Here is a 26,686-nt window from a genome sequence, read left to right on the forward strand (position 1 = left end):
GCCTAGAGCTTGAAGGCTCGGATCACCGTCTGCGTCACGCTGTTGCCGTTGGTGTCGGTCGCGGTCGCCCGGATCGACGCGTAGCGGGCCGACCGCGGCGGCTTCGCGGAGGTCCAGTGCGCACCGTCGTCGTACGACAGCTGGTAGGTCACGTTCGTCACCCGGCCGGCGCCCGCGGCGTCCGGCAGGTGCTTGGCCGAGACGTCGACGTGGTCACCCTTGAGGGCGTACTCCAGTTGCAGAAGCGGGAGCACCGTCGCGCTCGTCGTGCCGGCCGAGGTGAACCGCCACTCGGTGTCCGTGCGCAGCGAGAGCGGACCGGCCGCCGGATCCTGGTCGGTGTGCACGACCACCCGGTACGAGCGTTTGTCCGACCCGGGTGCGGTGACGGTCGTGAAGGTGCCGTTGCTCTGTCCGAGCAGGGTCGTACCTTGGTAGACCGCGATCGTCTGGGTGGCCGCGTTCTGGGTGAGGCCGACGTGGTCCTGGTCACCCCAGCCGGGTACGTCCACGGTGATGGAGTCACCCGTACGGGCGGGCGGGCGGTAGTTGTTGTTCAGGTGCGGGCGGGCGATCGGTCCGAAGTAGACCTCCTCGGGTGACGGACCCGGGGCGTACGCGGTCCGCTGGTCGATCTGATAGGTGAGGCCCTGGACGTACACCTCCTGGCCCCAGCGGTACGGGCCGCCGGTCGACACCCAGTCGGTGCGGTGCTCGGGAAGCGGGCGGCTGCTCAGGGCGCCGATGCCCCAGCCCTCGTTGTAGGCCGGCCAGTCGAAGCGGAACTCGCCGCCGACCGACGGCCGTGGCTGCGTGAAGTCCACCGGGATCTTCGCCAGCGTCGCGGGGGTCTCGTGCCGGGTGAGGTCGCGGGGCACCTGGTCGTGGTAGGTCTGCGCGATGTCGTAGACGTAGTCGCTCATCACCGTCGAGGTCACGGTGAGAGTCGTCCTCCGGTGGCGCATCTCGTCGAGGAGCCGGTTGCCCTCGTCCTGCGAGACCAGGGCCACTTCGATGGGCGTACGGGAACCGAAGGATGGTCCGTAGTTGCGGATCGCCCGGCCGGGTTCGTCGTTGACGACGAGCAGCAGTTTCGCCCCCGCCTTAGCGGCGGCCGCGGCCTGTGCCGAGTCGTCGCCGTGCCGGACCACCGCGACCTTGCCCTTGACGTCGAGGCCGGTGAAGTCGGTGCCGTCACCCGCGTCCACGGCCGTCAACCGATACGTGCCGTCGGGTAACTGCGTCTCACCGGCCTGCCGGATGACGTCGTCGTACCGGTGAGCGGGCGACGCGACGCTCAGCTCCGGGGCCTCCTTGCGCCACCGGGCGGTGAAGTAGAAGTCCCCGTGCGTCACCTTGGCGTCCGACGGCTGGGCCCAGAGGCTGTCATACCGCACGCCCGCCTCCACGAACGAGCGGTAGAAGCCCTCGTCCATGGACCGGTAGTAGTCCAAGCGGGCGTACGAGTCGGTGGTGGTCTGCGGCACCGTCGTGGTGATCCGGCGGGCCTTGGACGCGTCCAGCCGGACCGTCGTGTCGCGTGTCAGGTCGACTTCCGGGTCACCCACCATCGCCATGCCGAGCGAGTTCGGGCCGTGCGCGCCGGACACCTCGAGAAAGGACAGCGCCGAGTAGTACCCGTCCGGCAGCAGCATGGTCGTCTCACCCTCGAGCGTGACGAACATCGGCTCCCACCCGTAGTCCTGCGAGATCAGCTCGACCACGCCCGGCGTCGGGTTCCCGTTGCGGTCGCTCAACTTCAGGGTCATTTTGTGGTACGCCTTGACGGGTCCCGTGGCCACCGCGGTACGAGCCACGACGTTCTTCGCGTCGTCCGTAGCGGTGACGAATCCGGACCGGTTCACGCTCGTGTCCGAATAGGACACCGCCACGTCCGTGGTACCGCCCGCCGGCACGGTGATCCGGGTCTGCCCCAGGTCGTAGAAGCCTCCGACCGCGCTCAGCGTCAGCGCGACCGGCTGCGTACCCGTGTTGGTGTAGGTGATGGTCTTCGCGCCGGCGCTGACCGTGCCGGTGGCGAACACCGTGGCCCGTTCGGCAGCGTCGGCGTCCACCCGGCCGGTGCCGCCCTGCCAGGGGTTGAGCTGCGGCGTCGGCTTCGACGTGCTGACCAGCTCGTTCTTGAGCTGCGTCCCGGTCAGTCCGGGGTGCGCGGCGAGGACCAGAGCGGCGGTGCCGGCCACGTGCGGGGTGGCCATCGAGGTGCCGCTCAACGAGACGTACGGGCCGTCCCCCTCGGTGAACTGCGACCGGGCGGCCAGCACGTCGACGCCCGGGGCGGTGATCTCCGGCTTGATGGCCTGGTCGCTCAGGCGCGGGCCCTGACTGGAGAAGTAGGCGAGCTGGTCGTCACCGTCCACGGCACCGACGGTGAGCGCCTCGTCCGCGGCGGCCGGGGCTCCGATGCTGGACACCGAACCGAGGTTGCCGGCGGCGACCACGAACAGCGCGCCGGTCTGGCGGGACAGCGCGTTCAGCGCCTCGCTCACCGGGTCGTGCCCGTCGGTGGCGGCGTCGTCACCCAGGCTCATGTTGATGATCTTGGCCTGCCGGTCGACGGCCGCCCACTGCATGCCGGCGATGACCCACGAGTCCTGGCCGGAGCCGTCGTCGCCGAGGACCTTGCCGACATCGAGGCGGGCGCCGGGCGCGACGCCGCGTTCGGCACCGCCGGACGCGGCCCCGGTGCCGGCGATCGTCGACGCCACGTGCGTGCCGTGGCCGAACCGGTCGGTCACGTCGGAGCCAGGCACGAAGCTGGCGGTTCCGGCGATCCGGTCGGCGAGGTCCGGGTGAGTGCTGTCGATGCCGGTGTCCAGCACCGCGACCGTGACGCCCGCGCCGGTGTCGCCGCGGGCCCAGACCTGCGGCGCGCCGATCTGGGCGGTGGAGTCGGCGAGGCTGGCGCGGACCTTCTTGTCCAGCCAGACCTTGGCGATGGCGCCGCCGCCGTTGCTCGCGAAACCCGCCCCGGACCAGAACGCGGTCGCCCGGGTGCGGTCCTGGGTCACGGCCGCACCGTGGATGGCGTCGAGGGGGCGGACCTGGGTCAGACCGGTCGGAGCGACGGCCCGCAGGGATGAGGAGGGCTGGTACTGGACGATCAGCGGGAGTTGCGGGGCGTGCGCGTCGTCGTAGCCGTCGGCCAGGAGCTCGGTGACGTTGAACAGGTTGCTGTCGAGCACGCCGTCGGCCACGGAGCGGAGGGCGCTCATCGGGTAGACGTACAGGCCGGACTTGGTCTGGACAACGTGGACCGTCGCCGGACGCCCGTCGGGTCCGACGGTGCTCACCGTGGTGCCGGAGCCGCTCGTGCGAACGGTCACCACGTCACCGGTGATGAGCGTGATCGTTTTTCCGGCTGTGGGGATGGTTTCGGGGGCTTCGGTGGTCGCGGCTCGGGCGGGTGACGCCGCCGCGGCTAACAACAGGACGGCTAGCGCGGTGGCGGCCGCTGCCCTGCGGGGGGACAGGTGCATCAGGGGCATCCTCGACGGTTAAGAAATGAAACAGTCGAGATCCTATGTGTTAACGATCACCGATTTCAGCCCTCGTCGGCGCGCCGTGACTATCCGTTTATCAAGATCGACGGGACGCATCGGTAACGTCCTGACCAGGCAAATCACGAAATTCCAACTAGACGTCTGTCGATTTGACGGAGTTCGAGTCTGTGGTGCGAATCCCTCGGTGACTCTGAGTTCATTCCGGTACCGGTGGTAGCCGACATAGCGACCTGGCGCGCACGTCAATAGCGTCCAGCCGATCCGCGGCCCGCAAGTCCGCAAATATCCTCAGCGCAAGAAAGTGAGAACGTCGGCCATGAATCCATCAGCGGAAGCCGTGGAAGCGAAGGATCAGCTCGTCGGCGTCTGGACCAGGATGGTCGAGGACCGGGGCGGCCGGGTCAGCGTCGACGACGGCGTGTGCCACCTGTGGGCCGACAGCGCCTTCCCGTTCTGGAACACCCTGACGCTGACCGGCGAGAGCATCTCCGCCGGCGACCTCGGCGACCAGCTCGCCCGGACGGCGACCTTCATGCGCGGCCGGTCGCGGCCGGGTCTGCTGTGGCTGTTCGAGGACCTGCTCGACCCGGCGGCAAAGGCCGCGTTCCCGCGGTTGATGAGCGACGCCGGCCTGGAGATCTCGTTCACCGGGTGGGGCATGGCGGGTGACGTCGAGGTCCCCGATCCGTCCTCGTCGTCACCGGAGCTGGAGTTCCGCCGGGTGGAGACCGAGGACGAGCTGCTGACCTACGGCGAGATCAACGCCCGGGCGTACGGGATGGCGGAGGACGCCGGGCCGGCCGCCCTTTCCGGATCGAAGGCGTGGCTGCGGGACACCTACGCGTACATCGCCTACGACCGCGGCCGCCCGGTGGCGTGCGCCGCGACCGTCGAGAACGACGACGCGTTGTTCCTGGCGCTGGTGGCGACGATGCCGGCCGACATGCGCCGCGGCTTCGGCGAAGCGGTGACCCGCAAGGCGATTCATGAGGGCATCCGCCGCACCGGGCAGCAGCACGTGGTGCTGCACGCGACCCCGGCGGGGCGCCCGGTCTACGAGCGCATCGGCTACCGCACCAATTCCGCGGTGCACTTCATCCAGCTGGCCTCGCAGTAGCTCCGCCGGCCCGGGCCGGCGGCTGCGGGGGCTGGTGACGTGAAACGGCCCCGGGCGAACCGCCCGGGGCCGTTGGCATCGGTGCGCCTACCGCACGAAACCGAAGGTGGTCCGGCCGGAGCCGGTGCCCATCGCGTTGATCTGCTGAACCGTGTAGCGGTAACGGACGCCCGTGCCGGCTCCGGTGAAGGTCACCGAGCGGGTGCGTACCGGCAGGACCATGACCGTCGGGTTGCCGGTGGCGGCTCCCCGCGAGTTCAGGCGCTGAATGGTCACCCGGAACTTGGTGACCGCGGCGCCGTTCGCGTTGCCCGGCGTCCAGCGCAGCGTCGTCGTCGCCTTGCCGCCGCGGGGGCCGGCCTGCGACGTCAGTGACGCCACCGTGGACGGGACGGACTTAGGGGTGACCGCGCCGGACGGTGCCGACTGGGTGCCGGCGCCGATCGCGTTGACGGCCCGGATGCGCACCCGGTACGCCACCCCGTTCGTCAGGCCGGTGACCGTGAGCTGGGAAGCCGTGGCCGCGGCCGTACGGGTCGTGCGGTGCGTGCCGTTGACGACCTCGATCTCGTAACGCTGGATCGGCGAGCCGCCGTTGTCGGCCGGAGCCGTCCACCGGACTACCAGCAGGTTGTTTCCGGAGGTCACCGTACCGAGGCGCGGCGTGCCGGGAACGGTCGGCTGGTCAACCGGCGGGGTCGTCGGACCCGTGGTCGGCCCGGTCGTCGGATCGGTCGTCGGGCCGGTCGTCGGACCCGTGGTCGGGCCGGTCGTCGGGTGGGTCGTCGGGGTCGTGGTCGGGCCGCTGGTCGGGTGGGTGGTCGGAGTCGTGGTCGGATGGGTAGTAGGACTCGTCGTTGGAGTCGCGGTCGGGCTAGTAGAGGGCGATGCGGTCGGGCTGGTAGAGGGAGTTGCGGTCGGGGCCGGCGTGCCGCCGCCGGGGGTGGTGGCTGCCGGAACGACCACGTTGGACAATTCCGAAGCCTCGCTGGCGCCGGCCGCGTTGACCGCCCGCACCCAGAAGGCGTACGGGACACCGTTGGTCAGACCGGTCATCGTCATCTCCGCGGCATCCGGACCCGTCGCGTCGACACCGATCACGATCCCGGTCTCCGGATCGACCGCCTGGATCTCATACCCGTAGATCGCCGAGCCACCGTCGAACGTCGGGGCGGTCCAGCGGACCACGGCCGACTCGTCACCGGCGGTCGCGTTGCCGATCACCGGCGCACCGGGTGCAACCGGGATGACCGGCGGCGTGGTGGTGGGCGGCGTGGTGGTAGGAGTCGTGGGGCCGGTCGTCGGCTCGGTGGTAGGAGTCGTCGGGCCGGTCGTAGGAGTCGGGCCAGTTGTCGGCTCGCTCGTAGGAGTCGTCGGACCAGTCGGAGTCGGAGTCGGCGTAGGAGTAGGAGTCGGGGTGGTCTCGCCGCCCTCGGTCTCGCCTGGCTCGTCGCCCTCCTCGTTCTCGCCCGGCTCGTTGTCGTCGTCACTCACCGGCACCGCCGCCGGCGTCACCGCCGTCGACGCCGGCGAGAACTCGCCCGGCCCGTCCGCGGTGTTGACCCGCACCCGGAACGTCACCGGCGTACCGTTCGCCAGCCCGCTCACCACCAGGCTGCGCGTCGTCGCCGCCAGCTCGGTCTCGGTGGTGACCCCGCCCGCCGTCCGGGACAGGGTGAGCGACGTCGCCGCCACCCCGTCCGGCACCGTGAGCAGCACCGTGGCCTGCGCGTCGCCGGCGAACGCCGTCACCCCGAGCGCCGCCTCGACCCCGCCGACCGCCTCGACCTGGTCGTCGAACTTCAGGAACTCCACGTTGCGGACCGTGTCGGTGCCGTCCGGGCCGGAGACCTGCAGGCCGCCGTCGATCGGGGTGACGGCGTACTGGGCCCGCACCCCGGCGAACACCGCGGTGTCCTTGTCCCGTGACGGGGACGTCTGAATCTCGCGTACGACGAAAATGTTCTTGGGGTTGATCTTCCCGGCGAACACGTCCGCCTTGAGCTCGTTCATGCTGCGCGCCGAGCGGATCTCGTTGCCCGCGTCGTCGCGCACCGACAGGCGCACGGTCAGGTACCGGTCGCCGTCGATGATGTCGTTGCCGAGCCGGCCCTGGATGGTGTCGTCGCCGGGCCCGCCGAGCAGGATGTTGCCCTCACCCCACACGTTGCCGTGCAGGTCGCAGGGCCGCCCGGAGGCGTTGCCCACGGCCGAGACCGGGGTGGGCAGCTCGGTGACGATCTGGTCGAGGCCCTTGATCCGGGCGATGCCGGCCGCGTCCAGAGCGTCGCAGCCGATGAATCCGGCACCACCCACGGTGGACGGCACCCGCGAGTCACCGATCAGGTTGTCGTTGCGTGTGCCGCCGGAGAGCGCCTCGACCTCGTTGTACCGGTCCCGCACGTCGGCCGCGAGCACGTTGTCCGGCAGCACCGGCTGGTCCAGGTCGGAGTCCATCGGCTGGTCGTCGCCGCCCTGGTCGGAGCTGGAGGCGATGGACCAGTCGTACCCGGAGCCGCCCGCGTTCTTCTCGATGCCGGGACCCTGGACGCCGATGTCGTCGCCGCCCTCCATGTCGTAGTCGTCGTCACCCCCCTGACCGATCAGCACGTCGTTGCCGGGCTTGTTCGAGTCGTCCAGGAAGAACAGGTTGCCGCTGTCGCCCTGGAGCAGGTCGGGCTGGTTGCCGCCCTCTTCCCAGTCGTCGCCGGAATCACCGAAGACGGCGTCCTCACCGTCACCCGCGTTGACGATGTCGTCACCCTCACCGGCGAACGTCTCGTTCGCGTTCGCACCGCCGTCGGTGAAGTCCTTGCCGGTGCCGCTCATCACGATGTCCAGGCCCGGTCCGGCGTCGATCGCGTCGTTGCCCGGCCCGCCCTTCGGGATGTCGTCGCCGCCGGCGTCGGTCATGATGTCGTCGCCCTCGCCGCCGATGGCGAGGTCGTTGCCGGCGCCGCCTTCGAGCCGGTCGTCGCCCTCGTCACCCCAGATGGTGTCGTTGTCGTTGCCGGCCACCACCTTGTCGTTGTTCTCGGTTCCCACGAAGGTGGACTGCGCGTTCAGACCCGGCCGGTCCACGCTGTTGCGGTTGCGGTACTGGATCGTGCCGTCCGGCTTACGCAGCAGCAGCGCGTGTTCGTCACAGTCGGTCGTGGGGTCATCTTTCACGATATTTCCGAATTGGGCATAGCCCGCCGCGGTCCCGTCCAGATGCGACAGCGTGAACTTGCAGTCGGCCGTCGAGAAGACATCGGCCCGCAACCCGTAAGCGGTGGTATTACGGCTGATCAGCTCGGCGAACGAGTTGCCTTCGAGCTGGGTCCGCAGGTTCATACCGGGGGTACGAGCCAGATAGTAGAGCCGGTCTCCATTCTGCAGACTGGTCAACTGGTTCTCGAAGACGTAGTTGAACGTGGTGCCGAGCAGCCCACCGAACGGGTCGGTCACCTCGGCCAGCCCGCCGATCCACAGATCGACGTCGTCCAGCCCGGAGGTCGCCTCGGTCCATTCGCCGGTCGCGTTCATGAAGGCGGCGGCGTCGGCCGGAGCCTCGTCGCCGGGCTGCGGGTCGACGATGGCCCGGGCGGCCGCACGCTTCGCCGCGACCGTCGAGGCGGCCACGATGCTCGGGTGCTTCCCGTACGCCGCGACGAAGTTCACCAGCGACTCCGGGTGCTTGAGGTGCTCCCCGAAATCAACCCAGCTCGTGTACGGCATGAGCGCCGAGTCACCCGTCTTGGCGTACAGGGAACGCCTGAAGATGTTGAGAGGTGGCACGCCCTCGGACCGTCCACGGGCGATGTTCACGGCGGCCAGGTCCATCGGCAGGCCGAGCAGGTTGTTGCGCAGCGTGTCGGTGACGAACTCGTCCATCTCGTTGCCGACCTGGTCGGTCATGCCCCGGATGATCTCGCCGGCCGCCTCCTCCGGACTGAGCGTGCCGTTGTTGGTGTAGGCGGGCGGGTTGAGGAATCCGGCGAGCAGCGACATCGAGTCGTCCGACCCGTCCTCGCGCGTGCGGCCGATCGTCTCGGTCAGCATCGAGTGCCCGAAGCGGTAGACGGCGTGCGCGAACTCGGCGTAGATGGCCGGGTTGAGCTCGGTCTGCGTGAACGCGAACGGCTGGAACGGGTTGATCGCCGGCGAGACCTTGCGGGCGAACTCCTCGAACACCAGGTGCTGGTACTCCATCTCGTCGACGAACTTCGCGGCCTGGAAAACGCGCTCGCCGTTCCACGCGCCGCCCGGCAGCTGCCATTCGCCGAGCGCGTTGCCGCCTTCCTCGGTCAGCACCCGCTCGATGTCGCCGACCAGCCGGTTGTGCTCGGAGTGGAAGACCTGATGCACCGCGGTCAGCCCGATGTTCTCGTTGACCCGCCCGTCACCGGCGATGAAGTGCGCGCCCAGCATCTCGTCGTCGTAGGTGCCGGCCGGCTGCGCGGCGAAGTCGGCGCTGGCGGTGTCGTCGTCATCGGCCCGCGGCGCGACCGGCGCGGTGGCCGGGTTGTGGTCCGTGTCGACCGGGGTGGGGTCGGCGTTGTGCGCGATGTCGGTGAGGAACGGGGTGTCGAAGTGCAGCGTGTTGGCCGGCACCCGGACCGGGTTCGCGGTGTCGCCCTCGACCAGGCCGGTCGACGTCACGTACTGCGGAAGGCCGCGGGCCGGGCCCGGAACGAATTTCCCGTACGGGTCGGCGAGGATCGTCGGGATGTTGAGCACGTCCGCGTCGGTCAGTTCGAGGCCGAGCAGGTCGCGGGCCTGCTTCTTGGTCTCGGTCCAGGTGGGCAGGCCCCCGGCCGCGCCGGCAAGCAGGTTGCCGGTGCTCACGGGACGCCCCTCGGAGAGGGCGTACTCGCGCAGGAACACCTGGTGGGACGCGTGCGAGGTGTAGGTCTGCGAGTTGTCCACGAACGGGGTGTCGGTGTTCGTGGCGTCCTGCACGTCGTCGGCGGTGCCGAGCTTGCCGTCCGGGCCGGGCTGGTTCTGGGCCCGGGTCAGCGCCATGAAACGCATCGACGGCGGGACGTAGCGCGCGTCGCCCGGCTTCGGGTCGTCCGCGGTGCCGGCGATCCGGTCCGGGCCGGCGATCAGCGGGTCGTCCGCGCGCAGCGGCACGATGACCGTGCCGCCACCCTTGACGGTCTGGTCGACGCCGTGGTCGAAGAACTGCCCGAACAGCGTGAACCAGGAGTTGTACGGGGCGGACAGCCCGATGTCGGTGGTGACGTTGGGGATGAACAGCGTGTCACCCTCGGTCTGCGGCGTGGTCTGCGTGGTCTGCGCCCGGACCGGCTGCCCGGAGGCCGCGACGGCGGCCGGGTTGTTCGCGGTCTGGTCGGCGATCAGGTTGCTGATCATCCGGGGCTGGCTGTCCACCACGACGTTGCCGGCGCTCTTGTCCGTGTAGGTGGTCGACATCGCGGGGCTACCCGGCCCGAAGAAGTTGGCCGGGGCGTTCTCCGCCGTCCGGAAGTTCTTGCCGGCGAGACGCGGGAAGATCTGGTCCGACGCGCCGTACTTCTCCTGCCCGGCGATGAGGTTGTTGCAGGTGCCGTCGACGGTGCGCAGGCCCTGCGACAGCAGTGGGCTGGGCAGTTGGTCCGGCCCGGTCCCCAGCAGCGCCCCGCACGGCCCAGTCTCGCTGGTCGTGTTCGCGACGTGCGCCTCGGAGATCTTGATCTGCTTCAGGATGTAGGCGAGGTCGCTCGCCGTGACGGTGAATCCTTGGCCGATCGGCGCGGCCTGCGCCGGCGGTGTGGCGATCAGGAACGTGGCGAGGAGCGAGCCGACGGCTACGCCCGTGCGGATGTGCCTCATGTACGCGTTCTCCTGGGAGCGGGGAAAACCGGAATTTCGTACATAGTGGGAAAGCGTGGTGTGGCCCGACTGAGGGCAAGCTGAAGGGCCGCCCCGGAACGGGACGGCCCTTCGCCAAGCGGTACTTCAGTGGCCGGAGTGACCGCCGTTGCCGAGCGCCGGAACGCCGTCGCTCAGGTCGACTCCAGGACCGGGGAGGGTTCCCTCGACGAGGACCCGCTCGGCCGGCACGTTCGCCGCCCGGCCCATCTCCTTACGGACCGTGCTGACCGTCGAGTCGCTCACCACGGCACCGAAGTAGTGCACCGTCAATCCCGCCTGCTGCACCTTGGTGTCGTAGAAGTTGAGCGAGTCGGTCAGGATGCCCTCCTCGTCCAGCTCCTTGCTGACCGCGGCCGGCTGCACGCCCGCGGCGGGGATGACCGCGAACGTCAGATCGTGCACCAGCACGGTGTCGGTCACGTGGAACGCCACGTCGGCCGGCTGGTAGTCGCGCAGCATCGCCTCGGCCCGGGTGACCGACACGCCTTCGGGGGCGATGAAGGTCAACTGCGGCACCAGGTACGTCAAGAGGTGCTCGTTGAACACGGCGAAGGTCGACTCGGTGAGCGGACCGACCTTCTCCCGCTTGGCCAGGGCGAGCACCTCGGCCCGGATGTGGTCAAGATCGGCATTCTTCGACGGCAGGATCCCGATCGCCGCCCGCTTGCGCACCATCGGCCCGTCGTAGGTCGAGATGACCTGGGCATCACCCGAGTCACCTTTGTCCCCGGGGTCGACGGCGGCGACCGAGGCCGGCGCCAGGTTCCAGCTGATCGCGGCGATACCGGCCACGACCAGCCCGAAGGAGATGCCAAGCTTGATTCGTCCGCGCATCAGGTCCCCAACGGGTAGCTGGGGGCGTACACCGCGGGCATCTCCGCCTCGGTGTCGACAACGGCCGGGTCCGCGTTGATCGGGTCGTTGGTGTTGATACCGCCCACCGCGAACTGGATCATCATGTCGTCGTCCTCGTGCACGAGGTTGTGGCAGTGCGTCATGTACCGGCCACCGTCGTTGCCGTCGCCGGTGGTGAACTGCATGAGCGCCTGCACCGTCTCGTTCTCACCCAGGTAGAAGACGTCCTTGCCGCCGCCCTCCCACGGGTGCGCCTTGCCGTCCTTGGTGGTGTTCCGCGAGATGATCTGCCCGTCGATCAGGTGGATGTGGAACGGGTGGAACCAGCCGCCGGACTTGTTCTCCAGGGTCCACAGCTCCACGTCGTACGGCTTGGGGTTGCTCAGCACCCGCTGGAAGCCGGACGCCTCGACGTCCTCCCAGGTCTCCCCGTTGACGGTCCAGATCCCGTTCTTGCGCTCGACGGTCGCCTTGCGCTTGACCTTGGCCATGTCCGGGGTCAGCTTGTTGACCTCGATGGCGCCCCGGTTGGCGTACGGCTGCGGGCCCAGGTCCAGCGTGGTCGGGACGACGTACGGGTCCGGCCCGCTGGAGTCCGCGACGACCTCGAACTGCATCACCTTGTCGGTGTTCTTGAAGTCGATGTTGTTCTTGTTGCTGAGGTTCTTCAGCTCGATCTTCGTGCCGACCTTGTACTTCCGGAAGTCGATGAGCACCTCGTACCGCTCGGCGGCACCGTGCCGCCAGGACGAGACGGCGTTCACCTTGGGGGTCATGCCGGCGTCGTTCCCGACCACGTAGAACGGGTCGCCGGTGCTGAGCGAGAACCGGTACGAACGGGACACGTTGGCCACCAGCACGCGGAACCGGTACACCCGCGGCTTCACCTTCATCTTCGGCCAGGGCACGCCGTTGACCAGGATGACGTCGCCCATGAAGCCGGCGTGGTCCTCGTCGTTGAACGCCACCGAACCGTCCGCGTTGAACGCGAGGTCGCTGACGATCAGGGGTACGTCGTACTCACCCTGGGGCAACTGCGCACGCTCGTACGGGTCGCCGAGGTGGTATTGGGCGGCCAGGCCCTGGAAGACGTTCTTGGCGGTGGTGAGGTGGTTGTGGTCGTGGTACCAGAGTGTCCGGGCCTGCTGCCAGTTCGGGTACTTGTAGTTCTTGACCTTGCCGGGCGCGGTCTGGTCGTTGGCGTACCCGTCGTACTGCGGCAACGACGCCGAGCCGTGCAGGTGGGTCACCGTGCTGAACGGCTGGCCGGTGATCCGGTTGGTGGAGAGCTTGTTGGCGATGCGCACCTCGGTCCGGGTGCCCTGCATGATCTTGAGAGTCGGGCCCGGGAAGATCCCGTTGTACGCGCTGATCCTGGTGCTCAGGCCGGGCAGGATGTTCGCCAGCGCTTCCTTCTGGGTGAGCCGGTACTTCTGGAAGGGCCCCTTCTCGTCGACCCCTTCCTCGGTCGGCATCAGCACCGGCGGGCGCCGGAACATGTTCGTGTACGGCGTCGGCGTGTTCTTGCTGGACGTACCGCTCGACTTGGCGAATACCTCTCCGCCGGCCGTCGCGACGAGGAGTCCCCCGCCACCCAACGCAAGGGCCCCGCGTAGCAGGTTTCGCCTGCTCATGTTTGCGTGCGTCATCGAACTCCCCGGTCTGTCGGTCTCCTTACGGCGTGCCGGAAAGGTAGGAGTGACCTCTGAAGTCGCCCTGAGGAAAACCTGAGATCCAGGACACGTACGCCGATCCGTACCCGGAGAATCAGCTGGAGGAGGCCGCGATGCGGGTCCGGGTTCTGGGGCAACTGACGGTCACCGACGACCGGGGCACGAGGCTGGCCGCGGAAGAGCTGCCGCGACGGGCCCGGCAGGTGCTGGCGGTGCTGGCCGCGCGGCACGGCCGGATCCAGTCGAAGGACGCCCTCGCCGACGCCGTCTGGGGTGACGCGCTGCCCGGCAACCACGTGGCCGCGCTCGAGCACTACGTCTCGGTGATCCGCCGCCGGCTCCAACCGGACGCGCCGGCCTCGTCCTGCTTCATCGTGACCCGCGGCGGCGGGTACCTCTTCGACACCGGCCGCGCCGAGCTGGACCTCGCCGAGCTGCGCCATCGGGTCCGCGAGCTGGACATGCTGCCGCCGGGCGCCCCGGAACGGCTCACCCTGCACGAGCAGATCCTCGATCTCACCCACGAACTTCCCTTCCCCGAGGACCCGTACGCCGACTGGGCGTCCCCGGCCCGCAGCGAGGTCCAGGTCGCCGCCGTCGCCGCGCGTCTGGAGCTCGCCGGCGCGGCCATGCCGGACAACCCGTCGCGGGCGCTGCGCCTGGCTCAGGAGGCGATCGAGCTCAACCCGTTCCTGGAGAACGGATATCGGGCGGCGATGGAGGCGGCGGTCGCCCTGGATCGCGAGGACGACGCGCTGCGGCTGTTCGAGCAGCTCCGCACGGTTCTCGACGATGAGCTGGGAGTCACGCCCTCGACCGAGATCGTGCGGCTGCACCGGGAGCTCCTGGCCCGGCGGCAGCAGCCCGCACCCGCCGTCGCGGTACCCGTGGCGCCCGCGAAACGGGAACGCTTCATCGGCCGGGAGGCGGCACTGCGGGTGCTGGTCGAGCCGGATCAGCCCCAGGTCGTCCACATCGTCGGACCGGACGGCGCGGGCAAATCGGCATTCCTGCACGAGCTGGCCAGGCACGTGGTCGGCCGGGTCGGCATCGGGCACGGGGGCTCGTCCATCGCGGTGCACCGGCTGGCCTGGTTGCGGTCCGCGCTGGTGCAGCTGGCGGCGAGCCCGGAGATCATCGCCGCGATCGACGAGGGCGGCGACGACCAGGACCGGCCGCTGGATCGCCGGACGCTGGAGTCGATCGGCGCGATGTTCGCCGGCCCGGAACCGGTCATCGTGGCCGTGGACGACGCCGCCGACCTGGACGCGTCCAGCGTCGCCGAACTGTCCTGGCTGGTGCGGCACTATCCGGCGCTGCGGGTGGTGCTCACCTACCGCTACCCGTCGGAGGTCGCCGCGCGGCCGCTGGCCGCACTCGGCACGCCGGTCGTCATCCGGCTGGAGCCGCTGTCCGCCGCCGAGCTGGCCCCGTTCCACGAGGTGGACCTGGCCGGGCTGACCGGCGGCATCCCGGCGCTGATCGCGGTCGCGCGGCGGTTGCCCGAGATCCGGCTGGCGGTGGCCATGCAGCTGGCCCGCGCCCGCACCCGCTGGATGCCGGAACCCGCCTGGGACATCCTGCGCACCTGCGCCGTGCTGGGCCGGCTCGACGCCGCCGACCTGGCGATTCTCATCGGCCGCCCGATGATCGAGGTGCTCGACTCGATCGACCGGCTGGTACACGCGCACCTCCTGGACGAAGACGACAAAGGGCTGGTCGGCCACCGCAGCTCGCTTGTTCGCGACGCGGTGGCCGACCAGGTGTCGGGTGCCTCGAAGAGGGCGCTGCGGGAGCGCCTCGCGGCGGTTTAGTTGGTGACGTTGACCGCGACGGCCAGCTGGACCGCTCCGGTGGAGCTCACCAGACTGATCGTCCGGACGGTGCCCGGCGCCGGCCCGGTGACCCGGATGCTGAACGCGCCGGTGGTGTCCACGGTCTGCGGCGTGCCGATGACCCGGCCGTTCAGGTTGCTGCCGAGCACCGCCGTGACCCGCTGACCGGCGAGCAACGTGGTGTTACCGGCGATCCGCCATTCGTTATTGCCGGTGCGGTAGCGGACCGTGAGCCCGGTGAACGCGTCGGCCTGCGGCCGGATCGTCACGTTGCGGGTGGCCGAACCGGCCGGGTTGGTGACCCGGAGCTGGAACACGAGCGGGGCGTTGTCGAAGACGAACGTCGCGTTCGGGCCCGGCGACGCCGGCAGGAGCTGGTTCGGGTAGGTGAACGTCGGCTTCGCGGTGGTGGCCCCGGTCAGCGTCACGGCCGGGCCGGACACCTGGGTCCACTGGTACGACTCGGCGTTCGTCGAGCCCGATCCGTCCAGCGTGACGGCGCGGCCGCGGATCACGGTCTGGTCCGGGCCGGCGTTGGCCGTCGGCAGGACCGAGGCGACCACCTGGACGGTCACGGTCGCCGGGATCGACGTGCCGCCCGGTCCGGCGACGGTCAACGCGAAGCTGTACGTGCCGGCCGCCGCCGCGACGAAGCTGGCGCTGGCCGCGCCGGCGTTGTTGATGGTCACCGCCGGGCCCGCGGTCTGCGTCCACGCGTACGAGGTGATCACGCCGGTCGAGCCGGAGCCGTTGAGCGCCACGGTCTGACCGACGATGCCCGAGGCCGCCGCGGTCGCACCCGCCACCGGAGCCGGCGGCAGGAACTGGTTGCCGGAACCGAAGATCGGCGCGGTCGTCGAGCCACCGCCGGCCGAGGTCACGGTGACCTGGTACGGCGGGGCCGCCACCCCGCTGAACGGCGTGCCGCTGAGGGGGCCGAAGCCGTCCACCGTGAACGCGGGATTGCGCTTGTCGCTGGAGTGGGCTCGCACGGTCAGGGTCTGGGCGTCGGCGTCGTAGTCGGCCTGGTCCACCCAGACCACGTCGACCATCTTGCGGCTCTTCACCGGTACCGGACGGTCCGAGGCGTTGCGCACCTCGACGGCGGTACCGGGCACGGCCGTACCGGTGATCGGGAATCGGCCGTAGTAGTGACCGTTGCCGTCGCCGCGCAGCGGGGTGGTGGCGAAGCCGAGAGCCGGGTTGCCGACGACCTCGATCGCCTGGCCGGGCTCGCTGGTGGCGTACACGTCGATCACGCCGCGACCGTCCGCCTCGGCCGAGTAGGTGACCGCGTTCAGGTCGACCCCGGCGTTCGTGGCGTAGCGGCCCTGAACGCTGAACGTGTCGGTGAAGCCGACCTCGCCGATGACGTTGTTGGTCGCCGGGTCCAGCTGCTCGATCCGGACGAAGTTCGTGTTGTACGGACTGCCGACGACCTTGTGCAGGACGCCCGGGTCGCCGACGTAGCCGGCCGGAGCGGCCGGGGCGACCGCCGGGTCCCACTTCAGGAAAGGTCCGACCCGGCCGTTCATGACCTGGCCGAACGCGCCCGCGGTGGTGCCGGTGTCCTCGGTGAAGTTGACCCGGTTGCGGTCGTCGGCGGTGAGCTCGTCGATGCCGTACGGGTGGGTGATCCGGAACTTCTGCCCGGCGGGCGCGTCGAACCGGATCCGGACCCGGCCGAACACCATCTGGTCGCCGTTGATCGGTTCCTCGTTGGCGAAGGCGCCCTCGATGTTCGTGTCGACCGTGGCGCGAGCGCCGCTGGTCAGCGTGAGCGTGGCGTTGTCGAGCTGGTAGAAGTGCTCACCGGGGAAGTTGTCGGGGAACGAGATCGGGGCGTCCGGGTTGGGCACCTCGTCCGCGCCCGCGGCGCACAGCGGGTCGTCGAGCGTCGTGCAGCCCTCCAGCCGCACTCCGTTGCTGTCCCGGTACCAGGCGGGGAAGCCGTGTTCGGCGATCGGGCCGACCTGGACGAGCTTTCCGGTGCGTGGGGTGGCGGGGTTGACGACGACGGCGGAGGCTGCGGTGGCTATCGGAGCAACCAGCGCGACTAGAGCGCCGGCGGCGATCGCGGCGCGGCGCACTCTGTTTCCCATGGGACTCCTCAATCCTCGGGGCACGACTGCGCGACACTTTGTCCGCCGGCGCTCTCATCCGGCTGAGTGATTCCTGAAGCGGTGACGGCGCTCTATTCAGGTTCTGTCGCCTACGCTCCGCAGGACCGGGCGCGTGGTCAGCCGCTCCGGGTTCAGGTCGCGCTCGGACCGGACCACGAAGGTCACCTCCTCCCCCGGGAGCAGGGTGACGTCGGCCCGGTCGGTCTCGGCCGCCGGGTCGAGGCGGTCCGGGAAGAGGGTGAGCGACCGCAGGATCGACCGGGCGGTCACCGTCACGCGGTATCCGTCGTCCGTTCGGCCCACCTGGGCGGTGAAATCGGCGGCCGGCCAGGGCACGTTCCGGTCCTCGGTGAAGAACCACAGGGTGCGATGTTCGGCCGCGTCGGCCACGATCAGCTCGGTCGTCGGGTCACCCGGGGTGGTCACCTCGTCCGGCAGCGGAAGGGTGACGGCATCGCCCGGCGGCACGATTTCCGTCAGCACCGCCTCGGCGAGGACGTCGCCGGTCAGAGCGCGGCGGGTCACGGTCGCGGTCAGGTGCCACGGTTCGCGGCCGTCGTTGACCGCTACCAGGGCCGGCCTGCCGTCCGGTGGGACCACCGCGCCCGGCTCGCCCGGCATCAGGGGTCCGCCCGCCGCCATCGGCCCGCCGGTGCGCGGTTGCAAGGTCAACAGCCGTTCCCGGTACGCCTGGCGCATGGCGTACCAGAGAGGCTTCTTCCGGCCGTCGCCGTCGATCGCGGCCCACGAGGTCACCGGCCAGCAGTCGTTGATCTGCCACATGATCGTGCCCATGCAGAGCGGGCGCAGCGACCGGAAATGCTCGATCCCGAACGCCACCGCGCGGGCCTGGTTGAGCTGCGTGAAGTAGTGCCAGTCGTCGAAATCGGCCGGCCCGGGCAGATGGTTGGCCAGGCCACGCGCCAGTTTCTCGTCGCCACCCGTGGCCTTCTGGTGGTGGGCCATCCCCGGCGAGTCCGGCGCGAGCGGCCGGTCCGAGATCCACTCCTCAAGGGTCGCGTACGCCGGTGGGGCCTGGAACCCGAACTCGGAGACGAATCGGGGCCGGTACGAGGCGTACTTGGTGTAGTCGTCGGTGTTCCACACGTCCCAGACGTGCGTCGTCCCGTACGCCGGGTCGTTCGGGTGCCGGTCCGGGGTGCCCGAGTAGGGGCTGCCCGGCCAGTACGGGCGGGTCGGATCCAGCTCGGCCACGATCCGGGGCAGCAGATCGTAGTAGTAGCCCGATCCCCAGGTACGGTCGCCAAGTTCCGGCTTCCAGCCCCAGTCCTCGTAGCCCCACAGGTTCTCGTTGTTGCCGGTCCAGACGACCAGGCTCGGATGCGACGACAACCGCACCACGTTCTCCCGCGCCTCGGCCTCGATCTCGGACGCGAAGGGCTCCTCCTCCGGGTAGGCGGCACACGCGAAGAGGAAGTCCTGGCCGACCAGGAAGCCCATCTCGTCGGCCAGGTCGTAGAAGTCCTCGGACTCGTAGCGGCCGCCGCCCCACACCCGCAGATAGTTGACGTTGGCGTCGGCGGTCTGCCGGAAGCGTTGCGCGAGCCGGTCGCGGGTGATCCGATCGGCGAAGACGTCGTCCGGGATCCAGTTGACGCCCCGCACGAAGATCGGCAGGCCGTTGACGACGAGGGTGTAGCCGTCGTCGGAGGTGTCCAGCTCGACCGTGCGGAAGCCGACCTTGCGGGACCAGGTGTCCAGTACCTCGTCGTCCGGCCCGGTCAGCGTGACGGTCAGGTCGTAGCGAGGCTGGTCCCCGTGGCCGCGCGGCCACCAGAGGTCCGGGTCGTGGACGGCGAGGGTGAGGACCGCGTCGGTGCCGTCAACGGTGGCACGAGCCTGGCGACCGGCGATCTCGGCCGTGACGGTGACCGGCCCGGTGGCGTCGCGCTCGAGTCGCGCACTCACCTCGACCCGGCCGGTCGCACCGTCCACCGTCACCAGCGGGCGCACCGACCCGAGCCGGGCCACCGACCACCGCTCCAGCCCGATCGGCTGCCAGATGCCCGCGGTCACCAGGGTCGGACCCCAGTCCCACCCGAAGTTGCAGGCCTGCTTGCGGATGAAGTTGAACGGCTCGCCGTAGGCATCCGGCCGCGCGCCCAGCCGCTGCTGCTGTGCCAAGGCGTACGAGTAAGCACTGCCGAAGGTGACCTTCAGGGTGTTGGCTCCGGTCCGCAGCAGCGAGCCGACGTCGAAGCGGTAACTCCGGTGCTGGTTCTCGGTATGACCGACCTCGGACCCGTTCAACGCGATGTCGGCGACCGTGTCCAGCCCGGCACACACCAGGTCGACCCGCCCGTCGGACGGGTCGTAGTCGAAACTCGTCGTGTACTCCCAGTCGGTACGACCGATCCACGCCAGCTCGGTCTCGTTCGAGTCCCGGTAAGGATCCTCGATCAGACCGGCGGCGAGCAGATCGGTATGAATGCAGCCCGGCACGGCGGCCGCCAGGCCGGACACCGTCCCGCCGGAAACGGTCCAGCCTTGATGCAGGGGGCGGTAGGAGGTCACGGTGCTCCCTATGGTCGATGAAACACGGGGGCATTCATGATCTCTTGTTGGTTCCTCGGCGGATTCACCCGCCGGTAAGCTCGACGCGAACGACAGGAGACCGAGTGAAGCGGCCCACGATCGCCGACATCGCCCGGCGCGCGGGCGTGTCCAAGGGTGCGGTGTCCTACGCGCTCAACGGTCAGCCCGGCGTTTCCGAGGCGACCCGGCAACGCATCATCGCCATCGCGCAGGAGATCGGCTTCAACGCGAACAGCGCGGCCCGGGCGCTCTCCGGGGCCAGCGCCCGCGCGGTCGGTCTGACCCTGTGCCGGCCCGCCCGCATCCTCGGCATCGAACCCTGGTTCATGGGTCTGATCAGCGGGTTCGAGGCCGAGCTCGCCGCCCGGTCGTACGCCCTCACCCTCCAGGTCGTCGCCACCCCGGAGCTCGAGGTCGCGGTGTACCGCCGCTGGTGGGGTGAGCGCCGCATCGACGGGGTGATCGTCACCGACCTCCGCGAGCAGGACGTCCGCATTCCGGTGCTCCAGCAGCTGCAACTGCCGGCCGTGGTGATCGGCGGCCCGGGCGACACCGGCACTATCGCGCAGATCTGGTCCGATGACGCGGGGGCGATCACCGAGGCGGTGCGCTATCTGGTCGCTCTCGGGCACCGCCGGATCGCCCGGGTCGCCGGGCTTCCGGACCTGTTGCACACGCAAGCGCGTACGAAGGCGTTGGAAGAAGTTGGTTTGAAACTCGACGTCGAAACGGAGACCGTCACCTCGGACTACACCGGCGAGGAGGGCGCGCGGGCGACGCGGCGGCTGCTCAGCGATGCGACGCCGACGCGGCCGACCGCGATCATCTACGACAACGACGTGATGGCGGTGGCGGGTCTCGCCGTCGCGCAGGAGATGGGCCTGTCGGTGCCCGGCGATCTGTCCATCGTGGCCTGGGACGACTCGCCGTTGTGCAGCCTGGTGCATCCGCCGCTGACCGCGCTCACCCGCGACATCCCGGCGTACGGCGCGATGGCCGCGCGCGAGCTGCTGGCCGCGATCGACGGCGAGCAACTGGGCAACGTCGAGGCCGGCGCGGTGCACCTAACTCCCCGGGGGAGTACCGCCCCGCCCCGTTGAGTGGCTGTCCAGATAGGCCTCCATGCGCTCGGCCGGCGCCGGGCGGCCCACGATGAAGCCCTGGCCGTAGACGCATCCGGCCCGCGCCACCCGCTCGATCTGCTCCTCGGTCTCCAGGCCCTTCGCCACGATCTCCAGACCGAGCCGCCGGCCCAGGCTGACCACCACGTCGATCACCGCGGGACCGCCGCCGGTGTTCGCCTCGGACGCCTTGTTCGCCAGCGACGAGTGCAGCTTCAGCATGTCGACCGGCAGCCGCCGCAGGTGCGACAGCGACGCCTGACCCGAGCCGAAGTCGTCCAGTGCCGCGCGCACGCCCAGCTTGCGCAGGTTCGCCAGCGAGGCCACGATGGCCGGCACGTCCTCGGCCACCCACGTCTCGGCCACCTCGACGACCAGGCGCTCCGGTTCCAGCCCGTAACGCTGCAGGGTGGTCGCGACCCGGTCCGGGAAGCGGGCGGTGAGCAGCTCGCGCGGCGCCACGTTGACGGAGAGCCAGAAGCCGCTGTCCTTCGTCGCCCACGTCGTCAGGTGCCGGCACGCGGCGTCGAGCACCCACTCGTCGATCTCCGGCGCGATGCCGACCGCGCGGGCGATCGGCAGGATCTCGTTCGGCAGGATCGTGCCGAATTCCGGGTGCCGCCAGCGCAGCAGCGCCTCGACCCCGGCGGGCTGCTCGTCGCGCAGGCTCACCACCGGCTGGAACACCAGGTCGAGCTCGCCGCGCTCGATGGCGCCGAGCAGTTGCTTCTCCAGGTCCATCCGGCGGTTGAGCGCCATCTCGACGTCCGGGTCGTACCATTCGACCCGGTCCAGCCCGAGTTGCCGGGCACGCCGCCGGGCCAGGTCGGCGTGCCGCAGCACCTCGTCCGAGTCGCCGCCGCCGGCCAGTTCGGCCAGGCCGATGCTGGTGTGCAGCTCGACCACCGCGCCGGGCAGCGGCTGCGGCTCGGCCACCACCGTCGCGATGCGAGTGGCCAGCGCGTACGCCAGCACCGCGCCGTCGGTGGTGAGCACCGCGAACTCGTCGCCGCCGAGCCGGGCCGCGATGTCGTCGCCGCCGATCAGGCTGCGGATCCGCCGCGCGACCTCGGCCAGCGCCGCGTCCCCGGTCTCCCGGCCGCGGCTGTCGTTGATCTCGGCGAGCCCGTGCAGGTCGATGACGATCAGCGTGCCCTGCTGACCCGGCCGGCGCCGGAAGGCGAGCAGGTCACGCATCAGCGCCCGCCGGTTCGCGAGGCCGGTGAGCTGATCGGAATAGGACATCTTGTGCAGCGTGCGTTCCAGGTGGATGCGCTCGCCCACGTCGCGGACGTGCACGACCAGCGCCGCCACCTCGGGCACCCGGCGCTGGTCCGCGATGGTCGACTCGGTGTCACGCCAGAGGTGGCCGCCGTCGCGCATCCGGGCGGTCACCAGCGCGGGCGGCGCGTCCGCGTGCTCGCCGGCCAGCACCGAGTCGATCACCGCCTGGGCCTCGGTGACGTCGTCCGGGTGGATCAGGTCGCGGAACCGGCGGCCCACCACCTCGGCGTCGGAGAGCCCGAAGAGCGGCGCGGACTGCCACTTGATCCGCAGTCGCTCGTCCAGCACCAGGGTGAGGTCGGTGGCGCCGGCGACCAGCGAGCGGAAGTGCGCCTCGGCGGTCTGCAGCTGACCCGCGTACCGCCGGATGTCGTGCACCACCAGCAGCTCCCGCATGGCCAGCACGGCGACCATCGTGATGCCCAGCAGGATCGCGGTGGTGTCCCACGCGCCACCGGTGACCAGATGCCAGACGGCCGCGACCACGCCGACCGCGGCCGGAATGGCGAGCAGCGGGTAGCTGGCCAGGTATTGATCGGGGTACCGCGGCTCGAGCGGGGGTCTCGGCAGCCCGCGCCGGGAACCGCCGTCCGCGGTGGCGGCCAGGCCCAGCACGATCGGGATGCCGGCCAACGGGACCGCGACGCCGTCGACGCCGAACGCGAGCGCGCCCAGCCCGATCATCACGGCGGTCGCGCCGACACCGCATCGGACCGCGGCCCAGCGCAGCGGCCGGCCGCGCAGCACGGTGACGGTGGCGGTCGCGATGCCGGCGGCGCCGAGCGCGATGATCGGCAGGGTTGTGTGCTGGTCGCGCATCGGGGTCGCCAGGTAACCCGCGAACGCCAGGCTCACGCCCAGGCCGGCGCCGTCGAAGGCGCGGCGGGAGCGGGTGACCCAGCCGGTGGCCATGCCGGGCAGCAGCATCGTGCCGATCGCGTAGAACGCCACGGCCAGGCCGAACAGGAGCGTGGCCCAGAGACCGGGGTGTGGCGGCGCCCAGAACGGGAGCACCGCGGACAGCCCGGCGGTGAGCGCGGCCAGGCCGACGAACCCGGCGCCGCGACAGGCCACGAAACTCTGGTCGGCGTGGTGGATGTCGAGCGCGGCGTGGATCAGATAGCCCCCGGCCCACAGCGCGGCGGCACCGGCACCGATCGCCAGCGCGGCCGAACCGGAGACGACTCCGGCGGCGCCGGCCACCAGCACGATGATCGCGGCGGCGGACACGCCCACGCCGACGGCCCGGTCGATATGCCGGGCGCGTGCGGGGGGCGGCACTGCCACGTCGACGATCCTTCTCGAGGGGGCTCGCTGTCGGGGATCAACGATCGTCCCTCGAATAGGTTACGGCCAATTCGTCGGGTGTGGACCCGGCGGGACCGCCAAATGCCCCGGATATCGAGGGTGCGAAGATGACTCGGTGAGGTCGAAGCCCCTTCTCCGCGTCCGCAAGACCGGCGCGCTCATGGTCGCCGCCGTGATCGCGTTCGTGAGTGCGCTCCCGCTCGCCGGGACGATGTGGCAGCTGGCCCCGATCCTGCTCATCCCGGCTCTCGTCTTCCTCTGGGCGTGGCGCGCGGGCACCGATGTGTATGCGGATGAGCTGCGCGTCAAGGCATTGTTCGGCAGCACCCGGGTGCCCTGGGACCGGATCACCGAGCTCGCCCCGGACACGCGCGGTCACGTTTCCGCGCTTCTCGACAACGGCAACGTCATCCGGCTTACCGCCATCGATCGGGACAATTTGTCCAGGGTGCTGGCCGTGAGCAAACAGGAGATCAACCGCCCCGACTGATCACCCCGGGCTTCCCAGGTGCCGCCGCTACCCTGGGGTGCGTCAAAGTCGAGGAGGTCGCCATCGTGCGTTCCCGCCGGGCCCGGGCCGCGGTCGTGTCGCTGGCCGCCGTGCTCACGCTCGCCGCGTGCAGTTTCGGTCCGCCCGATCCCGATCAGCAGGGCGCGCCGCCCAACCTGCCGAAACCGTCGGCCGCGCTCCCGTCCGGGGAGGATCCGAACGGTGGCTCGCAGGAGGTGGCGATCACCGTGCTCGCCAAGAACCTCGAGGTGCCGACCGCCATCGCGTTCCTGCCGGACGGCGCCGCCCTGGTCACCGAGCGCGACACCGGCCGCATCCTGCAGGTCGGCCCCGAGCAGGACGACAGCGGTCTCAAGGTCACCGAGGTGCAGCGGCTCGCCGAGGTGCAGGCGTCCGGCGACGGTGGCCTGCTCGGCATCGCGGTCTCCCCCAAGTACGCGTCGGACAAGACGATCTTCATCTACTACTCGACGGCCAAGGACAACCGCATCGCGAAACTGCAGCTCAAGGGCAAGGTCCAGCCGATCGTCACGGGCATCCCACGCTCGGCGACGGCGAACGGCGGGGCGTTGGCCTTCGGTCCCGACGGCTTCCTGTACGCCGGTACCGGCGACGGCACGAGCACCGGCTCGCTGGCGCAGAACCCGAAGAGCATGGCCGGCAAGATCCTGCGGATGACCACCGCGGGTAAGCCCGCACCCGGCAACCCGACCGCGACCTCGCTGGTCTGGGCGTCGGGGCAGCACAACGTGGCCGGCCTGGCGTTCGACTCGGGCAAGCGGCTGTACGCGACCGACAGCGGCCAGAAGAAGACCGACGAGCTGAACCGGGTGGCCAAGGGTCAGAACCTGGGCTGGCCCAAGGTCGAGGGCGACACCACCGACCCGAAGCTGACCGGCCCGCTGTTCTCCTGGCCGGCCGCCGAGTCGTCGTGCGCCGGGGTGGCCGTGCTGCAGCAGACGCTGGGCACGGCGTGCCTGACCGGAAAAAGGCTCTACCTGATCAGCCTCACCGACTCGGCCGCCACGCTGGGCTCCCCGCAGGCCGTCCTGACCGGCGAGTACGGCCGGCTCCGCGCCGCGGTGGCCGCGCCCGACGGTTCCTTCTGGATCTCCACGTCGAACCAGGAGGAGGGCGCCGACCCCGGCCCCGACGACGATCGGATCATCCGCCTGGTCATCTCCGCCGGCGGCGCCGGGATAACGTGACGGTTTGACGAACCGCAGGTTGGGGCAGGGGAACCAGCGATGACCGAGTACACGGCGACGCTGCGCCGCCGACTCTCCGCCATACGACTCTCCGCCGGCCGGTTCGCTTCGGCGACCGGCCGGGCATACCGCAACCGCTGGACCAAACGGCTGCGCGTCGCGCTCACCGTTGCCGTCGTCGCGGTCGGCGGCGTGATCATCGGGACGATGCTGTTCGCGCACGCCGGTCTGGACGTGGGTCCGTTCCGCGCCGAGATGTCCATCAGCCCGTCCGTGCAGGGCGGCACCGAGGTGGACATTCCGCCCCTCGGCTCGCTGCACCTGAACAGCCACGACGGCCCGATCCACCTCAAGGTCGATCTGGGGTCGCTGGACCAGAACCGCACCGAGGCGCTGATCGACGACCCCGCGGCGATCAGCTCGGCCGGGCAGAACGCGGTCGAGGACGTCCGCGACGGCGTCATGCGGCTCGGCGTGCGCACGCTGGGCATCGCGGTGCTGAGCGCGATGCTGCTGGCCGCCGCGATCTTCCGCAACGTGCGCCGGGTCGCCGCGGCCGGGGTCACCGCGCTGGTGGTCACCGCCGGGAGCCTGGGGCTCGCGGCCGGCACCCTGCGGCCCAACTCGATCGCCGAACCACGCTACGAAGGTCTGCTGGTCAACGCCCCGGCCGTGGTCGGTGACGCGCGCCGGATCGCGGACAACTACGGCCGTTACGCCGATCAGCTGCAACAGATCGTCAGCAACGTGAGCCGGCTCTACACGACGGTGTCGACGCTGCCCGTCTACGAGCCGGCCGGCAACACGACCCGCATCCTGCACGTCTCCGACCTGCACCTGAACCCGGCGGCGTGGGGCCTGATCCGGACCGTGGTGCAGACCTTCGACGTGGACGCGGTCGTCGACACGGGCGACCTGGTCGACTGGGGCAGCAGCCCGGAGACCGGCTACCCCGGCTCGATCTCGAGCATCCCGGTGCCGTACGTCTTCGTGCGCGGCAACCACGACTCGTCGGCCATCCAGGCGGCGGTCGCCCGGGAGAAGAACGCGATCGTGCTGGACAACAAGGTCACGACGGTGGACGGCCTGACCATCGCCGGCATCGGCGACCCCGAGTTCACCCCGGACAAGAGCGAGACCGTGCCGCCGCCGCAGGCCGACGGGCAGCCCGTGGTGTCGCCGCTGAACGACGCCGGCCAGCAGCTCGCCGACACGATCGGCAAGTCACCGAAGCCGGTCGACATCGCGATGGTGCACGACCCGGCGATGGCGCAGCCGTTGTCCGGCGTGGTGCCGCTGGTGCTGGCCGGCCATCTGCACCACCGCGAGGTGAGCATCCTGCCGGCCCCGGTGCCACCCACCCCGGACCCGTCGGCGTCGCCGTCGATCGCGCCGTCCGCGCCGCCGTCGGCCGCCGGGAACGGTGCCGGGCAGCCGCCGCCGATGCAGACCAGGCTGATGGTCGAGGGTTCCACGGGCGGCGCCGGCCTGCGTGGCCTGGAGGGTGAGGAGCCCACCCCGCTGAGCTTGTCGGTCCTCTACTTCGACGAGAAGCACCAGCTCAAGGCGTACGACGACATCCAGCTGGGCGGCACCGGCGAGTCCAACGTGGAGATGCAGCGCAACGTCATCGGCGCGACCCCGGACCCGGCGCCGACCCCATCGACCTCGGTGAGCCCCCCGACCCGTTAAGGTTCCGCGGCGAACTT

13 protein-coding genes are annotated in these 26,686 nt (G+C 70.2%); 6 read left to right on the forward strand and 7 right to left on the reverse strand.

What is annotated here, in order from left to right; all coding sequences use genetic code 11:
• Positions 1-2: 2 nt before the first annotated feature.
• Positions 3-3,500: a S8 family serine peptidase gene (locus HH310_RS15840; protein ID WP_169176299.1), complete on the reverse strand. Its 3,498-nt coding sequence runs from the start codon at positions 3,498-3,500 to the stop codon at positions 3-5.
• A gap of 361 nt (positions 3,501-3,861) precedes the next feature.
• Here HH310_RS15840 and HH310_RS45345 point away from each other — a divergent pair, with 361 nt between their 5' ends.
• Entirely contained in the window at positions 3,862-4,641 is a 780-nt protein-coding gene (locus tag HH310_RS45345; protein ID WP_211192167.1) for a GNAT family N-acetyltransferase, read from the forward strand.
• 87 nt (positions 4,642-4,728) lie between these two features.
• On the opposite strand, the gene HH310_RS15850 is transcribed toward HH310_RS45345, so the two are convergent.
• From HH310_RS15850 to HH310_RS15860, 3 genes are all read right to left on the reverse strand, one after another.
• Positions 4,729-10,461 (reverse strand): peroxidase family protein, encoded by a 5,733-nt coding sequence (locus HH310_RS15850; RefSeq protein WP_169176301.1) that lies wholly within the window; start codon positions 10,459-10,461, stop codon positions 4,729-4,731.
• Positions 10,462-10,587: 126 nt separating this feature from the next.
• A complete protein-coding gene (locus HH310_RS15855; RefSeq protein ID WP_169176302.1) occupies positions 10,588-11,337 on the reverse strand; it encodes a hypothetical protein in 750 nt (249 codons plus the stop codon).
• A complete protein-coding gene (locus HH310_RS15860) occupies positions 11,337-12,992 on the reverse strand; it encodes a multicopper oxidase family protein (RefSeq protein WP_248294045.1) in 1,656 nt (551 codons plus the stop codon). Before HH310_RS15860 ends, HH310_RS15855 begins: the two co-directional genes overlap by 1 nt.
• A 152-nt stretch (positions 12,993-13,144) precedes the next feature.
• On the opposite strand from HH310_RS15860, the gene HH310_RS15865 reads away from it, so the two are divergent.
• The gene (locus HH310_RS15865) at positions 13,145-14,845 is read left to right on the forward strand and encodes a BTAD domain-containing putative transcriptional regulator (protein WP_169176304.1); all 1,701 of its coding nucleotides are present in this window, start codon (positions 13,145-13,147) and stop codon (positions 14,843-14,845) included.
• On the opposite strand, the gene HH310_RS15870 is transcribed toward HH310_RS15865, so the two are convergent.
• Together HH310_RS15870 and HH310_RS15875 are read right to left on the reverse strand one after the other, a co-directional pair.
• Complete coding sequence (locus HH310_RS15870; RefSeq protein WP_169176305.1) at positions 14,842-16,968, reverse strand: PKD domain-containing protein; 2,127 nt, start codon at positions 16,966-16,968, stop codon at positions 14,842-14,844. The two genes, HH310_RS15865 and HH310_RS15870, sit on opposite strands and share 4 nt — an antisense overlap.
• Before the next feature lie 96 nt (positions 16,969-17,064).
• Positions 17,065-19,524 (reverse strand): glycoside hydrolase family 2 protein, encoded by a 2,460-nt coding sequence (locus HH310_RS15875; RefSeq protein WP_169176306.1) that lies wholly within the window; start codon positions 19,522-19,524, stop codon positions 17,065-17,067.
• A 104-nt stretch (positions 19,525-19,628) separates the two neighbouring features.
• On the opposite strand from HH310_RS15875, the gene HH310_RS15880 reads away from it, so the two are divergent.
• Entirely contained in the window at positions 19,629-20,645 is a 1,017-nt protein-coding gene (locus HH310_RS15880; protein WP_169176307.1) for a LacI family DNA-binding transcriptional regulator, read from the forward strand.
• Here the strand turns inward: HH310_RS15880 and HH310_RS15885 are convergent.
• Positions 20,610-23,237 carry an EAL domain-containing protein gene (locus HH310_RS15885; RefSeq protein ID WP_312034105.1) on the reverse strand — a complete coding sequence of 876 codons (2,628 nt, stop codon included), beginning with the start codon at positions 23,235-23,237 and terminating at the stop codon, positions 20,610-20,612. The genes HH310_RS15880 and HH310_RS15885 overlap by 36 nt on opposite strands.
• Before the next feature lie 136 nt (positions 23,238-23,373).
• Here HH310_RS15885 and HH310_RS15890 point away from each other — a divergent pair, with 136 nt between their 5' ends.
• The 3 genes from HH310_RS15890 (at position 23,374) to HH310_RS15900 (ending at position 26,669) form a co-directional block, all read left to right on the forward strand.
• Positions 23,374-23,748 carry a PH domain-containing protein gene (locus HH310_RS15890; protein WP_312034106.1) on the forward strand — a complete coding sequence of 125 codons (375 nt, stop codon included), beginning with the start codon at positions 23,374-23,376 and terminating at the stop codon, positions 23,746-23,748.
• 65 nt (positions 23,749-23,813) lie between these two features.
• A complete protein-coding gene (locus tag HH310_RS15895) occupies positions 23,814-24,977 on the forward strand; it encodes a PQQ-dependent sugar dehydrogenase (protein ID WP_312034107.1) in 1,164 nt (387 codons plus the stop codon).
• A 39-nt stretch (positions 24,978-25,016) separates the two neighbouring features.
• Positions 25,017-26,669, forward strand: coding sequence for a metallophosphoesterase (locus HH310_RS15900; protein WP_169176308.1), 1,653 nt, complete (start codon positions 25,017-25,019; stop codon positions 26,667-26,669).
• Positions 26,670-26,686: the final 17 nt, after the last annotated feature.

It is taken from the genome of Actinoplanes sp. TBRC 11911 (assembly GCF_012933445.1).
In the GTDB taxonomy this organism is placed as follows: domain Bacteria; phylum Actinomycetota; class Actinomycetes; order Mycobacteriales; family Micromonosporaceae; genus Actinoplanes.

Bases quoted from the DNA above. Each gene is read 5' to 3' on its own strand.
- HH310_RS15870 (WP_169176305.1), bottom strand. From the start codon at position 16,968: ATGGGAAACAGAGTGCGCCGCGCCGCGATCGCCGCCGGCGCTCTAGTC.
- HH310_RS15850 (WP_169176301.1), bottom strand. From the start codon at position 10,461: ATGAGGCACATCCGCACGGGCGTAGCCGTCGGCTCGCTCCTCGCCACG.
- HH310_RS15855 (WP_169176302.1), bottom strand. From the start codon at position 11,337: ATGCGCGGACGAATCAAGCTTGGCATCTCCTTCGGGCTGGTCGTGGCC.
- HH310_RS15900 (WP_169176308.1), top strand. From the start codon at position 25,017: ATGACCGAGTACACGGCGACGCTGCGCCGCCGACTCTCCGCCATACGA.
- HH310_RS15840 (WP_169176299.1), bottom strand. From the start codon at position 3,500: ATGCACCTGTCCCCCCGCAGGGCAGCGGCCGCCACCGCGCTAGCCGTC.
- HH310_RS15865 (WP_169176304.1), top strand. From the start codon at position 13,145: ATGCGGGTCCGGGTTCTGGGGCAACTGACGGTCACCGACGACCGGGGC.
- HH310_RS15860 (WP_248294045.1), bottom strand. From the start codon at position 12,992: ATGAGCAGGCGAAACCTGCTACGCGGGGCCCTTGCGTTGGGTGGCGGG.